This window comes from Streptomyces sp. GQ60, assembly GCF_059758875.1.
The window spans coordinates 140,629-154,945 of the sequence record NZ_JCAXEG010000016.1; the positions used below are offsets into that span (position 1 = coordinate 140,629).

General features: G+C 72.0%; 12 protein-coding genes. 7 read left to right on the top strand and 5 right to left on the bottom strand.

Going from position 1 to position 14,317, the window contains the following annotated elements; all coding sequences use genetic code 11:
• Positions 1–25 precede the first annotated feature (25 nt).
• The 5 genes from AC6CKD_RS30540 (at position 26) to AC6CKD_RS30560 (ending at position 6,464) form a co-directional block, all read left to right on the top strand.
• Positions 26–595 carry an NUDIX domain-containing protein gene (locus AC6CKD_RS30540; RefSeq protein WP_498331794.1) on the top strand — a complete coding sequence of 190 codons (570 nt, stop codon included), beginning with the start codon at positions 26–28 and terminating at the stop codon, positions 593–595.
• A gap of 298 nt (positions 596–893) precedes the next feature.
• Entirely contained in the window at positions 894–2,258 is a 1,365-nt protein-coding gene (locus AC6CKD_RS30545) for an FAD-binding oxidoreductase (RefSeq protein ID WP_498331795.1), read from the top strand.
• Positions 2,259–2,483: 225 nt separating this feature from the next.
• A complete protein-coding gene (locus AC6CKD_RS30550) occupies positions 2,484–3,704 on the top strand; it encodes an acyltransferase family protein (RefSeq protein ID WP_498331797.1) in 1,221 nt (406 codons plus the stop codon).
• Positions 3,705–3,961: 257 nt separating this feature from the next.
• A complete protein-coding gene (locus AC6CKD_RS30555; RefSeq protein WP_498331798.1) occupies positions 3,962–4,711 on the top strand; it encodes a DUF2306 domain-containing protein in 750 nt (249 codons plus the stop codon).
• Between the two features lie 133 nt (positions 4,712–4,844).
• Positions 4,845–6,464, top strand: a complete 1,620-nt coding sequence (locus tag AC6CKD_RS30560; protein WP_498331800.1) for an MFS transporter — start codon at positions 4,845–4,847, stop codon at positions 6,462–6,464.
• 92 nt (positions 6,465–6,556) lie between these two features.
• Here the strand turns inward: AC6CKD_RS30560 and AC6CKD_RS30565 are convergent, their stop codons facing one another.
• Positions 6,557–7,411, bottom strand: coding sequence for an SAM-dependent methyltransferase (locus tag AC6CKD_RS30565; RefSeq protein ID WP_498331802.1), 855 nt, complete (start codon positions 7,409–7,411; stop codon positions 6,557–6,559).
• A gap of 249 nt (positions 7,412–7,660) precedes the next feature.
• Between AC6CKD_RS30565 and AC6CKD_RS30570 the strand changes: the two genes are divergently transcribed.
• Positions 7,661–9,163, top strand: a complete 1,503-nt coding sequence (locus AC6CKD_RS30570; protein WP_498331804.1) for a multicopper oxidase family protein — start codon at positions 7,661–7,663, stop codon at positions 9,161–9,163.
• A 2-nt stretch (positions 9,164–9,165) separates the two neighbouring features.
• Positions 9,166–10,197 carry a carboxymuconolactone decarboxylase family protein gene (locus tag AC6CKD_RS30575; RefSeq protein WP_498331806.1) on the top strand — a complete coding sequence of 344 codons (1,032 nt, stop codon included), beginning with the start codon at positions 9,166–9,168 and terminating at the stop codon, positions 10,195–10,197.
• A gap of 82 nt (positions 10,198–10,279) precedes the next feature.
• Here AC6CKD_RS30575 and AC6CKD_RS30580 read toward each other — a convergent pair whose 3' ends face one another.
• From AC6CKD_RS30580 to AC6CKD_RS30595, 4 genes are read right to left on the bottom strand one after another with little or no spacing between them, the layout of a single operon-like run.
• The gene (locus AC6CKD_RS30580) at positions 10,280–11,524 is read right to left on the bottom strand and encodes an ATP-grasp domain-containing protein (protein ID WP_498331808.1); all 1,245 of its coding nucleotides are present in this window, start codon (positions 11,522–11,524) and stop codon (positions 10,280–10,282) included.
• Complete coding sequence (locus AC6CKD_RS30585) at positions 11,521–12,771, bottom strand: ATP-grasp domain-containing protein (RefSeq protein ID WP_498331810.1); 1,251 nt, start codon at positions 12,769–12,771, stop codon at positions 11,521–11,523. Before AC6CKD_RS30585 ends, AC6CKD_RS30580 begins: the two co-directional genes overlap by 4 nt.
• Positions 12,772–12,803: 32 nt before the next feature.
• Positions 12,804–14,084 carry an MFS transporter gene (locus AC6CKD_RS30590; protein ID WP_498331811.1) on the bottom strand — a complete coding sequence of 427 codons (1,281 nt, stop codon included), beginning with the start codon at positions 14,082–14,084 and terminating at the stop codon, positions 12,804–12,806.
• Entirely contained in the window at positions 14,081–14,293 is a 213-nt protein-coding gene (locus AC6CKD_RS30595) for a tautomerase family protein (RefSeq protein WP_498331813.1), read from the bottom strand. Before AC6CKD_RS30595 ends, AC6CKD_RS30590 begins: the two co-directional genes overlap by 4 nt.
• Positions 14,294–14,317 lie beyond the last annotated feature (24 nt).

Genomic DNA, 14,317 nt, shown 5'->3' on the forward strand with positions numbered 1-14,317 from the left:
GCGAACGAGGAACGGTGGAACGGCGATGGCCCAGCCCGCAGAGCCGGTGCCCGGCACGATCCGGACGGTCTCGTCCCGCGAGGTCTACCGCAACCGGTGGCTCTCGCTGCGCGAGGACGTCGTGGAGCGCCCGGACGGCACCCGCGGCATCTACTCGGTGGTCGACCGGACCGACTACGCCGTGGTGATCGCCGCCGAGCGCGGCGGGTTCCACCTGGTCGACCAGTACCGGTACCCGACCGGCGGGAGGAACTGGGAGTTCCCGCAGGGCTGTTTCCCGCAGGGACGCACCGGTACCGCGGAGGAGCTCGGCCGCGCCGAACTGGCCGAGGAGACCGGCCTGAGCGCGGAGTCGTGGACCGCGCTGGGCAAACCATACGGCTGGCACGGCGCCAGTGGACAGGCGTTCACCGTTTTCCTGGCCACCGGTCTGCGCGCGGACGCACCCCGGCGGGAGCACGAGGAGCAGGACATGCGCCACCGCTGGGTGTCACGCGCGGAGTTCGAGCAGATGATCCGGGAGGGCGTCATCCGGGACGATTCGACGATGGCCGCCTACCTGCTGCTGCTGTTGCACGAGCGGACGGCCGCGTAGCCGTTCCCGGTAGCGGATGACAGCACTCCAGAAGATGCGGGACGGCGCCCGGTCGCACGAGAATGATCGCAGCCATGCGACCCGATGAGAGCCTTCCGATGCCTGCACCCCTGAACCCGCCCGACGTGAGAACCCCCGTCGACCGGCGGGCGAGCATCACCGCCTCATCCGCATCGGCCCGGGCGGCCGGATCGACCCCGCCGCGCCCTTCCCTTCATCGCCGCCCCCGGCGACCCACACCCACGGGGCCGGCCGCGCCCTGCCGAAACCGCTGCCGCACGACATGAGGAGACCTTTCATGGTGGAGAAGACCGACGTGGTGGCCCAGCTGCGCGCCACGCTCAAGGGCCAGGTGCTCGTGCCCGGTGACGCCGGCTACGACAAGGCGCGCACCGTGTACCTGGGTGGGATGGACCAGCAGCCGACCGCGATCGTGCAGCCGGCCGACGCCGATGACGTGGCCAAGGTCATCGGGCTGGTCCGCGACGGCGACGTTCCCTTCGCGGTCAAGAGCGGCGGGCACAGCGTGTTCTGCCTCGTCGACGGCGGCATCGTGCTCGACCTGTCGTCCCTGCGCGACCTGCAGATCGACGTCGAGGCGCGCACCGCCTGGGCCGAGTCGGGCCTGACCGCCGGCGAGTACACGAACGCCGCCGCCGAGCACGGTCTCGTGACCGGCTTCGGGGACACCGGCAGCGTCGGCCTCGGCGGCATCACCACCGGCGGCGGCATCGGCTACCTGGTCCGCAAGCACGGCATGACCATCGACGACCTGCTGGCGGCCGAGGTGGTCACCGCCGACGGCGAGCTGCACCGCGTCGACGCCGAGAACGAGCCCGACCTGTTCTGGGCGATCCGCGGCGGCGGCGGCAACTTCGGCGTCGTGACCCGGATGAAGTTCCGGCTGCACGAGCTGACCACCGTCCTCGGCGGCCTCCTCGTCCTCCCGGGCACCCCCGAGGTCATCACCGGCTTCGTCGAACTCGCCGAGCAGGCCCCGGACGAGCTGACCAGCATCGTCAACATCATGCCGGCGCACATCCTGCCGTTCGTGCCCGAGGAGCTCCACGGCACGCAGGTCGTCATGGCCATGATGGTCTACGCGGGCGAGGGCGAGCAGGCCGAGCAGGCCATCGCGCCCTTCCGCGCCCTGGCCACCCCCATCGCGGACTTCATCGCGGAGACGCCGTACCCGGCGATCTACCCGCCGGAGGACGACTTCCACCCGGTCGCCGCCGCCCGCAACCTCTTCGTGGACACCGTCACCGCCGACGACGCCGCCCTGATCCTGGACCGGATCGCGACGTCGACGGCCATGGTCCCGGCGGTCCAGATACGCGTCCTCGGCGGCGCCACGGCGCGCGTGGCGCAGGACGAGACGGCCTTCGCCCACCGCGATCGCAGGGTGATGGTCAACCTGGCCGCGATGTACGGGGACCCGGGCGAGGCCGAGATCCACACCCGCTGGGTCGACGAGCTCACCACCGCGCTGCAGAAGGGCGTCGGGGGCGCGTACGTCAACTTCCTGGCCGACGACAGCAAGGCCCGCATCCACGAGGCGTACCCGGAGCACACCTGGGCGCGCCTGCGCGAGATCAAGCGCGCCTACGACCCCGCCAACCTCTTCCGCTCCAACAGCAACATCCCGCCCGCCGACGCGTAACGGCGACCGGCGGTACCGGCAGGACGCGACCACCGCCCAGGGGGGCGGTGGTCGCGTCCTGCTGCCGTTTCCCGGGCACCGCGGCCGGGCCTGCGGACGCCCGCAAGACCTGCCCCAACACCGCACGTTGGGAGGTGCGCACCCCTCGGGGGGGATGTCACATTCGGCATCGCCGACGACGAGTTCCAGCCGGTCGTCCCGCTCTGCCTCCCGAGAAGGTGTGCCTTGACGTCATCGACCACGGGGGACGGCATCGCCGTCAACCAGCCGACTCTGCTTCCCTCGCTGACGAGCCTCCGGTTCTTCACCGCGGTGATGATCTTCCTGTTCCACGCCACGAGCTACGTGGTGTTCGCCTCGCCCGGAGTGGGCGAGCGCTACCTCGGTCTGGTCACCATGGGTGGCTGGGCCGGAATGAGCTTCTTCTTCATGCTCAGCGGCTTCGTGCTGACGTGGACGGCCCGCCCGAAGCTCGCGGCCGGCACCTTCCTGCGGCGCCGCCTGGTCCGCGTCTTCCCCAACCACCTGCTGATGTTCGCCGTCACCGCGGTCCTCTCGGTGCTCGTGCTGGACCAGGTCTTCGACGAGCGGGTGGCGCTCCTCAACGTCCTGCTGCTGCAGGCCTGGTCCCCGGACCTGATGGACCGGATCGGCTTCAACTCGGTCTCCTGGTCGCTCTCCGCCGAGCTGCTGTTCTACCTGTCCTTCCCGGTGCTGCTGCGCCTGGTGCGCAAGATCCGTCCGGAGCGGCTGTGGGCGTGGGCCGCCGGTCTGCTGGCGACGATCACGCTCGCCGTGCCGTTCGCCGTGAAGCTGCTGCCGGCCCAGCAGGCCATGCCCTTCCTCGAACTGACGCCGAACGAGTTCTGGGTCCTCTTCCACTTCCCGCCGGTGCGCATGCTGGAGTTCGTCCTCGGCATGCTGCTGGCCCGGATCGTGCTGAGCGGGCGCCGCGTTCCGGTCAGCTTCGGCGGGGCCGCGGCCCTCACCGTCGCCGCGTACTTCCTCGGCCCGCTGTTCCCCTCCAACTTCCGGATGGTCGCCGTGATGGCGGTCCCGCTGGCCCTGCTGATCGCCTCCGGCGCCGTCTCCGACCTCAACCGCAAGCGCCCGACGGTGCTCTCCAGCCGCCCGCTGGTCTACCTGGGCAACCTGTCGTACGCGTTCTACCTCGTCCACATGCAGGTGCTCGTCTTCGGCGCCTACTGGCTCGGCACCGCCAAGCCCGGCAGCACGGCCTCCGGGATCGGCGCGATCGCGCTGCTGTTCGCCGTGGCGCTCGTGCTGTCCTGGCTGATGTTCACGCTCGTGGAGCAGCCGCTGATGCGCCGCTTCGGTGCGCAGCCGCGCTCCGGCCGGACGACCGCACCGCCGGCCGCCCGGGCGAAGTCCGCGAACACCGCCGCCGCCCCGGCCGCGGAGAAGGCCTCCGCCGGCGTTCGATGACCGACCGGCAGTCAGTGGCGGGGGCCGGTACGGGCCGCCGCCGCTGACGCGCGCGGTGCTCGCAGCACCGCGCGCGCACTACCGCGGAGGCCACCGGCACGAGCTCGGCAATCTGGGAGTTGTCCGTCCGGTTCCGCCGGTGTGACGCTGGCCAGGGTCACCGGTGCCGTCTGCGCGGCTCCCGAATACCTCTTGAGACTGCTTGCGGGATCGTGCCGGCGAGAATCGGCGGGCCCGCCAGAGATGAAGGATCGACAGTGGTCCAGAACCTGCAAACGCCCCACGCGCCGGTGAGCACAGGTCCGGCGAAGCCCGCCGCGACGGTTCCGCCGGCGGCCTCCGGGCAGGCCTCCGGGCAGATACCCGCGCAGACACCGCCGAAGGCACCCGAGCAGGCGCGCGGGTGGTGGCGCCGGCCGTGGATCGGGCCGTTGTTCGTGCTGTCCGCGGCCTACATCGCCTTCACGGCGATGCCGTACCTCAACGAGGACACGGCGCCGCTGATGCCGCACGAGGGCTTCTCCGCGTACTACCCGGTGCTGATCACGCACATCGCCTTCGCCACCGTCGCCCTGCTGACCTCGATACTCCAGGTGTGGCCGTGGCTGCGCCGTCAGCACCCCGCCGTGCACCGGTGGGGCGGCCGCCTGTACGTGGTGACCGCGGTGGTCGCGGGGGTCCTCGGCCTGGTGATCGTGCCGTTCGCGATGCCGGTCGGCAAGGTCGGCGTCACGGTCGCGACGCTGCTGTGGCTGGCCTTCACGGTCATGGGCTACGTCAGGATCCGCCAGCGCCGCTACGCGGAGCACCGGCGGTTCATGCTCTACGCCTTCGCCATGGTCATGAACAACATCTGGGGTCTGCTCGTCGTCCTCGCCGCCGGCATGCTGCCGCCGACGATCGACTTCAACTACTACCTCGAGACGATCCGCTGGATCGGCTGGGTCATCAACCTGGGCATCGTGCAGTGGTGGCTCAACCGTACGGCCGGTCGCCCGGTGCGCTGACTGGGGGGCGTGGTGACGGAGGGCCCGCACGCCGCCCGGCGTGAGAGGCCCGCCGTCCCGCGAACGCACCGTCACATCCCTCTCGCAGTCCCGTGCGGATGCGTGCTCCAACACCCTCAAGGAAGGACGCTCGATGCAAACGAGCACCGAGAACGAACCGGCCGTCAAGGCGGGACGCAGGGAATGGCTGGGCCTGATGGTCCTCGTCCTGCCGGCGTTCCTGCTGTCCGTGGACATGTCCGTGCTGTACCTGGCGCTGCCGCACCTGGCCGAGGACCTCCAGCCGGGCAGTACCCAGCAGCTGTGGATCCTGGACATCTACGGATTCATGCTCGCCGGGTTCCTCGTCACGATGGGCACCCTCGGCGACCGGATCGGCCGCCGCAAGCTGCTCCTGATCGGCGGGGCGCTCTTCGGTATCGCCTCGGTGGTCGCCGCCTACTCCACCAGCCCGGAGATGCTGATCGCGGCGAGGGCGCTGCTGGGCATCGCCGGAGCCACCCTCGCGCCGTCGACGCTCGCCCTGATCACGAACATGTTCAAGGACCCGAAGCAGCTCGGCGCCGCCATCGCGGTGTGGACGACTGCCTTCGTGGGCGGCGGCGTGTTCGGCCCCGTCATCGGCGGCCTCATGCTGTCGGCGTTCTGGTGGGGCTCGGTCCTGCTGCTGGCCGTTCCCGTGATGGCGCTGCTGCTGATCGCGGGACCGCTGCTGCTGCCGGAGTACCGCAACGGTGAAGCGGGCCGCCTGGACCTCGCCAGCGTCGGGCTGTCCCTGCTGACCATTCTGCCGTTCATCTACGGCGTCAAGGAGATCGCCCACGGCTGGGACCCGGTGCCCGCCGCGGCGCTGGTCGCCGGCGTGGTCTTCGGCACGCTCTTCGTCCGCCGCCAGAGCCGCTTGGACAACCCGCTGCTGGACCTCGGCCTGTTCAAGATCCGCGACTACCGCGGGGCCCTGCTGCTCGGCCTGTTCGTCGGAACCGTGACTGGCGGCGCCCTGCTGCTGGTCAACCTCCAGCTGCAGATGGTCGAGGGCCTCTCGCCGTGGCAGACGGGCCTCTGCCTCGCGCCCAGCGCCCTCGGCGTGCTCCTCGCCATCTCGGTGAGCACCGGTCTGGCCCAGAAGGTCCGGCCCGCGGCCCTCATGGCGGTCGGCCTGCTCGCGGCGGCCGCGGGCTACGTCGTGCTCGCCCTGGCCCCCAGCACCGACAGCACCCTCATGGTCGTGATCGGAGCGATCCTGATCAACGCCGGGCTCGGCCCGACGGTGTCGCTCGGGTACGGCATGGTCCTCGGCGCCGCCCCGCCGGAGAAGACCGGTTCGGCGTCGGCGCTCTCGGAGACCAGCGGCGAGTTCGGAGTCGCCTCCGGCATCGCGATCCTGGGCAGCATCGGCACCGCCGTCTACACCAGCGAGCTCACGGTTCCGGCGGGCGTCCCGGCCGAAGCGGCCGCCGCCGCCCGGGACGGCATCGCCAACGCCGTGGCAGTGGCCCCGCAGCTCTCCGAGCCGCTGGCCGCCGAACTGCTCACCTCGGCCCGCGAGGCGTTCACCTCCGGGCTCAACCTGGTCGGCGCCCTGGCCGCCGTACTGTTCGTCGCACTCGCCGGGCTCGCCTGGCAGTGGTTCCGGCACATGCCGCCCCACCCCAAGCCGGAAGCCGCCGCGGCGCCGGCGGAGGAGGCCGAGGGCGTCACGTCCGAGCCGGTCGTCCCCGACCCGGTCGTGCCCGAGCCGGTCCGCTCCTGACCGTGCGCGCGACGACGCCGGCCGCCCGGTTCCCCGGGCGGCCGGCGTCGTGCTGACCTCTCCGCCGCGCTCGCCCCGGCGTCGGGGTGGGGTCAGCGCGGCTTGCGCGCGCAGACCATGACGTACCCGATCTGGTCCTTGCGGGGCGCGAAGAACCCCCGGTGCACGCGGGAGAACTCGGCGAGCTGCTCCTCGCCGAACTTCTCCGCCACCTGCTCCCGCTGACCCATCGCGGCCTTCAGGTACTTCCCCTTCATGCCGAAGACCCGGGGGCCGCACTGGGTGAACTCCTCGACCGCGAAGCCGGCGGCGCGGGTCTGGCGCAGCCACTCCTCCAGCGTGGGGAGCACCGGCAGCTTCAGCGTCGTCATGAACTGCTCGACGCGCTTGGGCTCTCCCGGCTCGCCGAGGCTGAAGTCGGAGAACGCGATGCGGCCACCGGGACGCAGCACCCGGTACAGCTCGCGCAGCACCTGCCCGAGGTCCGGGGCGTTCTGCAGGGACTCCAGCGCGAGGACGGCGTCGAAGGAGCCGTCCGGGAAGGGGAGGTCCATGTAGTCGCCGTAGCGGAAGTCCACCAGCGCCGACAGGCCCGCGGCCTCGGCCCGGCCGCTCGCGCGCTCCAGCTCGAAGTCGCTCACCGTCACCCCGGTGACCTCGACCCCGTGCTGCCGGGCCAGGAAGAGCGCCGCCTCGCCGGGCCCGCAGCCCGCGTCCAGGACGCGCTCGCCCGGACGCAGCCCGAGGGTGTCCGTGAGCTTCCGGGTGACGCGGTGGACGGCCTCGGGCAGCGTGGCGTCGTCCTCGGCGTCGTACCAGTACCACATGTGCAACTGGCCGTCCCGGAACTCCTCGCCGATGGGCGTGCGTTCGTCGTAGTGCCTTCCCATCTCCGCGAGCGCGTTCTCCGCACGTCCGTCCGCAAGGCCCGTCAGTACCTCTGTCATGAACCCGTATCTCCCCTCGCACGGCCGCACCGCGGTCGAGCGGCTCAGCCGCTGATCCTGCGGGCAGCACGCCGTGGGCGCATCTCCGCGGTTGCTGCACTGCCCCGAAGGGCGCGGCCGCCAAGTCAGCAAGATCGAATACGGAGTGCGGGGGCTCTCGGTGCCAGGATCGATGCGGCGTCGCACCGGTCCAGGACCGGCGGGGCCGGGGTGTCGAGCGGACGCACCGCGAAGCGATGAGGGGATCACATGCTCAACAGACGTGGCGTCATGCTGGCAGCCGGCGGTGTGGCGGCGACCGGAGCGGCGCTTGCCTGGCCGATCACCGTGCTGGGCCGGACGGGCAGGGCGACGGCCGAAGCGTCGGCGCAGGCCGGACGGTCAGGGGCGGAGCAGCACATCATGCGCATCGGGATGGTCGCGAAGGCCTCCCCGGTGCAGGCCGCCGAGCCGTTCTCCGTACGGATGCCCGTGCCCGAGGTGGCCAGGCCCGTCAGCACCCGCGGCGGCACCGACGTCTACGAACTCGCCCTCCAGCCCGCGCAGGCCGAGATCCTCCCGGGCAAGAAGACGCCGGTCCTGACGTACGGCGGCACCTTCGTCGGACCCACCATCAAGGCCCGGTCCGGGCGCAAGGTGCGGGTCAAGTACGTCAACAAGCTCGAGGCCCCCGTCAACGTGCACCTCCACGGCGGGCACGTGCCCCCGGAGAGCGACGGCTACCCGATGGACCTCTTCGGTCCGGGGCAGGCGCGCACGTTCGATTACCCCAACCAGCAGGACGGCTCGACCCTCTGGTACCACGACCACACCCACCACATGGAAGCCGAGCACGTCTACCGGGGCATGCACGGCTTCTACCTCATAGAGGGCCGGGACGAGCACCGGCTGCGGCTGCCCAGCGGCCAGTACGACGTGCCGATCATGATGCGCGACGCCCACTTCGACGAGGCCGGCGGGCTGATCCTCGACGTGGAGCACCCCGAGGCACGCTCCACCCTGCTGGTCAACGGCCGTCCGCTGCCGTACTTCCCGGTGGCCGCGCGCAAGTACCGCTTCCGGCTCCTGAACTCCTCCATCCACAAGATCTTCGAGCTGGACCTCGGCGGCGTGGAGATGGTCCAGATAGCCTCCGACGGCGGTCTGCTGCCCGAGCCGGTGACCCGGACCAAGCTGACGCTCGCGCCGGCCGAGCGGATCGAGATCGTCGTCGACTTCTCCCGCCACGACGTCGGCACCAAGCTGGTGCTCACCGATTCCACGGGTCCCGTGATGCGGTTCGACGTCGAACGCCGGGCTCACGACAACAGCCGCGTGCCGGCCCGGCTGCGCGCGCTTCCCGCGCTGCCGGCCCCGGCCCGCACCCGCCGGATGAAGCTCGCCGTCGCCCCCTCGAAGATGGCCTACGCCATCAACGACCTGAGCTGGGACCCGGACCGGGTCGACACCGTCATCAAGAACGGCACCACCGAGGTCTGGGAGATCTACAACGCGGACACGGTGGACTCCGAGTTCGGCGGCATCGACCACACCTTCCACCTGCACCTGGTGCAGTTCAGGGTCCTCGACCGCGACGGCAAGCCGCCGCTGCCCGGTGAGGCCGGGTTCAAGGACACCGTGCTGGTCCGGCCCGGCGAGACGATGCGCGTTCAGGCCACGTTCAAGGGATGGCCGGGCAAGTACGTCTACCACTGCCACATGCAGGAGCACAACGTGGCCGGCATGATGGCCCAGCTCGAGATCGTGGAGTGACGGTGCGCACCGTCGTTCGTGCGGTGCTGCGCGGCGCGCTGCGCGACATCCGGCACGTCAAGGCCGTCCCCCCGGGCCGTGCGCGGGGGGACGTCGCCCGCGTCTACGAGCAGGCCCGGCGCGACTTCGGCGTGCTGGCGCCGCCCTTGGCCCTGCACTCGGCCGCCCCGCTGCCGCTGGCGGCGAACTGGCTGCTGCTGCGCGAGACGCTCCTGGTCGAGGGGCGGGTGGACCGGGCCGTGAAGGAGGCCGTCGCCACCGAGGTGTCCCGGGCCAACTCCTGCCCGTACTGCGTCGAGGTCCACCAGGCCACCCTGGAGGCACTGCCGCAGGAGGCGGAGGCCGCGGCCACCGGCGCCGTGGCGCGGTGGATCCGGGCGGCGGCCGACGGGCTGGAGCCCGGCCCGGCCCCGTTCACCGCGGAGGCGGCGCCCGAGATCCTGGGCGTCGCGCTCACCTTCCACTACCTCAACCGCATGGTCGGGATCTTCCTGGAGGACTCGCCGCTGCCCCCGCAGACTCCGGGCGCCGCCCGCGCCACGATCCTGCGCACCGTGGCCCGCGCCATGCGCCCGGTCGCCGGACCCCCGGTCGCCGGCGCCTCCCTGGACCTGCTGCCCGACGCCCCGCTGCCGGCCGGCCTGGAATGGGCCCTGCCCGCACCGGCCGTGGCAGGAGCGCTCGCCCGGTCGTCCGCCGCCGTCACCGAAGCCGCGCGCTGGGTGCCGCAGCCCGTACGGGACCTCCTGGCGGCGCGCCTCGCCGCCTGGGACGGCGTTCCCGTCGGCATCGGCTCCGTCTGGCTGGACGAGGCCCTCGCCACGGTCACCCCGCCGCACCGCGCCGCCGCCCGGCTCGCGCTCCTGACCGCGTTCGCCGCGTACCGCGTCACGGACCGGGACATCGCGGCGGTGCGCGAACACCACCCCTCCGACCGGGAGATCGTCGAACTCACCTCCTGGGCGTCGCTGACCACCGCGCTGCACCTCACGGCCCGCATGGGCGCCGGCCTCACGGCGGCCCCGCGCACCTGACCCGCGGCGCCCGCGACACGCGAACGGCCCCGGTGCCTCCCCTCGACGGGGCGGCACCGGGGCCGTCGTCCGTGCGGCCCGCTCAGGCGGCCGCCGGCTCGATGTCGATGCGGATCTCCTCGCGGGACAGGCGCTCGCACAGCTCGACCGCGCTGTCCGTGTCACCGGCGCGCACCACGACGCAGCCGAGGCGGTCCCAGTTGTCGCGCAGCGGGCGAACCGTGTCGCCCGCAGCCACGGAGACCTGGGCGATCAGCACGTCGTCCCGTGCCGCGACCTCCTCGACGCCGGACACCGCGGTGACGGTGCCCGGAGCGCGCAGCACGAAGCGCGTGCACGCCGCGCCCGTGGCGTCGGGGGCCGTGGCCAGTGCCTCGGTGAGGCCGACCGACCAGGCGGCGCCGTAGGCGACCATGTCGATGCCGTACGCGGCCTGGACAAGCTCGACGATGTGGTCCCCGCCCAGGCGGTTGTGGGACTCGATCACGACGGGGCCGCGGCTGCTGAGCCGGATCTCGGTGTGGCTGGGGCCGTCGGTGACGCCCATGCCGGTGAGGAACTCCTCGACGGCGCCGGTGATCCGGTCGCGGTCGCCGTCCGCGAGCCGGGCCGGCATCGCGTGGCCGAGCTCGGCGAAGTGGGTCTCGTCCACGAGCTTCTCCGTGACCGCGACGACCACGTGCCGGCCCGCGAAGCTGAGCGCCTCGACGCTGAACTCGGGCCCGTCGATGTACGACTCCATGAGGAAGCCTTCCACCACGAACATGGTCGACCCGCGGTCGGTGCGGCCGCCGTCCAGCTCCTTCACGCGCGCCCAGACGCGGTCCAGGTCCTCGGGGCCCTCGGCCCGGATCAGACCGAACCCGGCCGTCGTGGAGACCGGCTTGACGATGTACGGGTAGCCGGCCAGCTCCCCGAACGCCTCCAAGGACGCCCGGCCCTCGACGCGGGCGACGTGCGGGGCGGGCAGCCCCTGCGCGATGAGGTGGCGCCGCATCAGCCACTTGTCGCGCATCCTGCGGCTCACCTCGTAGCGCCGGCCGTCGCTCAGGCCGAAGAGGTCGGCCAGCCGGGCCGCCGGGTTCAGGCCCGGCTCCGTGAGCGAGACCACGGCGTCGACGCCGTACACCGTGCGCGCCGCCTCGGCGAAGGGCAGGACGGTGTCCCAGTCGGTGTAGTCGACGATCAGGGTCACATCGGCGGTCCGCGTCTGGAACGCGGTGACCTTGTCCGGGTGCTGGACGAGGACGACGCGGACGCCGAGAGCCTTGAAGCGCTCCAGGTGGACGTCGACGCCGCCGATCAGCAGGACGGTGGGGGTACTCAACGGACGGTTCCCTTCGAAAGGACGGAGACGGGTTCCCGGACGACCACCCGCAGCTGCTCCCGTACGGAGGCGATCCGGTCGGCCGCCTCCTGCGGTGAGGCACCGTCGACGACGACGTACCCGTGCCGGGTGAAGGAGTCGGTGGTGTGGGGCAGCAGGTCGCCGGGCTGGTACGGGAAGTGCAGGGCGTGCACGTACGGCAGGGCGCGGACCGGCTCGAGGCCGGTGACGGACTCCAGCGGTCCGGTGGGGAAGCGGAAGAAGCCGATGGCGGCGAAGCGGTGGGCCACCGGCACGGGGACCGGCAGGCCCGCCAGCGCGCGGAAGACCGACGCCTCGATGTCGTAACCGCGTGCCACCTCCACCAGCAGCGGGATGCGGTCGCCGCCCAGCCGGGCCTGCGACTCCACGATCCGCGGACCGGCGGCGGTGAGGATCACCTCGGTGTGCGCGGGCCCGAACCGGTGCCCCGCCAGGTCCAGCAGTCCGGTCACCACGGCACGCAGGGCGCTCTCCTGGGGCACGGGCAGCGGCGCGGGGTGGACGTGGCCGGTCTCGATGAAGCCCGGCGGACCGCTGGTCTGCTTGGCGGTGACACCGACGACGTGGTGGACGCCGTCCACGGTGAGGGTCTCGACGCTGTACTCGGGCCCCTTCAAGTACTCCTCGACGATGTACGGGCCGCCGAGGCCGGCGGCGGCCACCCGCTCGGCCCACTCGTCGACATCGGACGGCTCCCGGATCAGCGCGACGCCGCGGCTGCCCGAGGCGGCGGCCGGCTTCACGATCACCGGCCCTGCGAAGGAGCCGACGGCGGCCCGGGCGGCCTCCACGGACGCGGCGCGCTCGGCCCGCACCACGGACGTCCCGGCGGCGTTGAGCAGCCGGCGCATGGCGCCCTTGTCGTTGAGCAGGTGCACGGCCTCGGCGCCGTTGGGCGACAGGCCGAGCTCCTCCGCCGCGGCGACGGCCACACCCATGGTGTCCTCGGAGCCCAGGTGCAGGACGTGGTCGACGGCGTGGGTGCGGGCGGTCTCGACGATCAGGTCGCGCAGGCCCTGTGCGTCGCCGAAATCGGTGAGCAGCAGTTCCCGGGAGTGGAGCGCCACCTCGTCCAGGTACGACTGCTCGCGCAGGGACGGGTCCCATATCGACCAGACCTCGAAGCCGGCCTCCACCGCCTTGCGGACGAACTGGCTGTAGGGCATGACCATCAAGAGTCGCCGGGGCACGGCGGTGTGCGTCATCTGGCTCGGCTCCGTTCGTTGGTTCGGGGGTGTCACGCGGCCAGGGAGGAGGCCGCTGCCTCACCCCGGGCGTCCCGCGCCCGCTGGGCGGTGCGTGCCCGCAGCAGGGAGCGGTACAGCAGGATCGCGGCCAGGCCGGCGGTGCCGTAGAGCAGGCTCATGCCGAGCGCGGGGACGAAGGCGCCGACGCTCACGCACAGGGCGGCCACGAGCAGTCCGGCCCGGGCGTTGAGCGCGTAGGCCGCCATGTACTTCGTACGGGAGTGCGCGGGCACCAGGTCGGCCAGCAGGGTCTGGCGGACCGGGATGCTGGCGATCTCGCCGAGGGTGAGCAGCACGGCTGCGGCGATCAGCAGCCAGGCGGAGTTGCTGACGGCCCAGACCATGTAGCCGGCGGTGAACACGGCGATGCCCGCGTAGAGCCGGGTGCGCTCGGAGGTCCGTGCGAGGAGGCCCTTGGCGGCCAGCACCAGTGCGACCACGAGCGCGGCGTTCACGGCTCTCAGGATGCCGAGGATCAGGACGCCGTCGACGGCCGGCGCCCAGGAGCCGATGGTGGCCAGGGTCTGGGTCGGGAACTCGTCGGCGAGGCGGACCGCGATGTAGTACCCGATCTGCATCTCGACGGCGGCGATCAGGGCGGCCGCGGACAGCTGCTTGAGGAACAGGCGGTCGCGGGCGACGGCGAGGTAGCCGCGCAGCATGGCGCCGGGGCCGGTCGCCGCGTCCCTGGCGCCGGCGGGCGCGGTCTCGCTGATCCAGCGCCAGATCACGGCGGTGGTCAGGGCGCACGCCACGGCCGCGGCGGTCAGCAGCTGCGTGAAGTGGCCGTCGTAGAAGAAGCCGCCGATCAGGGCGCCGACGGTGAAGGCGACGTTGATCGACCAGTAGTTGATCGTGTAGACGAGCGGGCGGTTCTCGGGAGTCGAGACGTCGACCATCATCGCGTCGGCGGCGGGCGTGGCCAGCTGCGCGGCGCACGTGTTGGCCAGGAAGAGGAGGAAGGTGGCCACACCGGAGGACCACCAGGGCGAATTGGCGAGCGCGAGCAGCGCGAAGCAGACCGTCGCACCCAACTCGCCGGCCACGAGCAGGGGCCGCCGGCCGTACACGTCGGCGAGATGGCCGCCGATGAAGTTGCTGGCGATGCCCGCCGCGGCCACCGCGAGGGTCAGCGCGCCGGCCGTCGCCGCCCCGTAGAGGGCGGCGAGATGGATGACCAGGAGCGGCATCAGCATCACGGACAGCAGGCGCTGGACGAATCCGACGCAGATCCTCAGCCGGATGTTGGGGTGCAGGTCGCGGAAGTTCATCGCGGAGTCCGGGGTGCCTGTGCCGGGTGTTCGTCGGCCAGGCGGCCGCCCTTGCCCCAGTGGCCGGGGTCGACGTCCCGGACGATCACGGTGACGGATTCCTTCGGACAGCCGGACACGCGCGTGACGACGTCGGTGATCCCTGCCACCAGTTCGCTGCGCGCGGCGCGGTCGTTGCCCTCCCACCAGTTGACGGTGATCACCGGCATGTAGGTGTTCCTCTTCTCTCCACG

Bases quoted from the DNA above. Each gene is read 5' to 3' on its own strand.
- AC6CKD_RS30540 (WP_498331794.1), top strand. From the start codon at position 26: ATGGCCCAGCCCGCAGAGCCGGTGCCCGGCACGATCCGGACGGTCTCG.
- AC6CKD_RS30545 (WP_498331795.1), top strand. From the start codon at position 894: ATGGTGGAGAAGACCGACGTGGTGGCCCAGCTGCGCGCCACGCTCAAG.
- AC6CKD_RS30560 (WP_498331800.1), top strand. From the start codon at position 4,845: ATGCAAACGAGCACCGAGAACGAACCGGCCGTCAAGGCGGGACGCAGG.
- AC6CKD_RS30565 (WP_498331802.1), bottom strand. From the start codon at position 7,411: ATGACAGAGGTACTGACGGGCCTTGCGGACGGACGTGCGGAGAACGCG.
- AC6CKD_RS30570 (WP_498331804.1), top strand. From the start codon at position 7,661: ATGCTCAACAGACGTGGCGTCATGCTGGCAGCCGGCGGTGTGGCGGCG.
- AC6CKD_RS30585 (WP_498331810.1), bottom strand. From the start codon at position 12,771: ATGACGCACACCGCCGTGCCCCGGCGACTCTTGATGGTCATGCCCTAC.
- AC6CKD_RS30590 (WP_498331811.1), bottom strand. From the start codon at position 14,084: ATGAACTTCCGCGACCTGCACCCCAACATCCGGCTGAGGATCTGCGTC.
- AC6CKD_RS30595 (WP_498331813.1), bottom strand. From the start codon at position 14,293: ATGCCGGTGATCACCGTCAACTGGTGGGAGGGCAACGACCGCGCCGCG.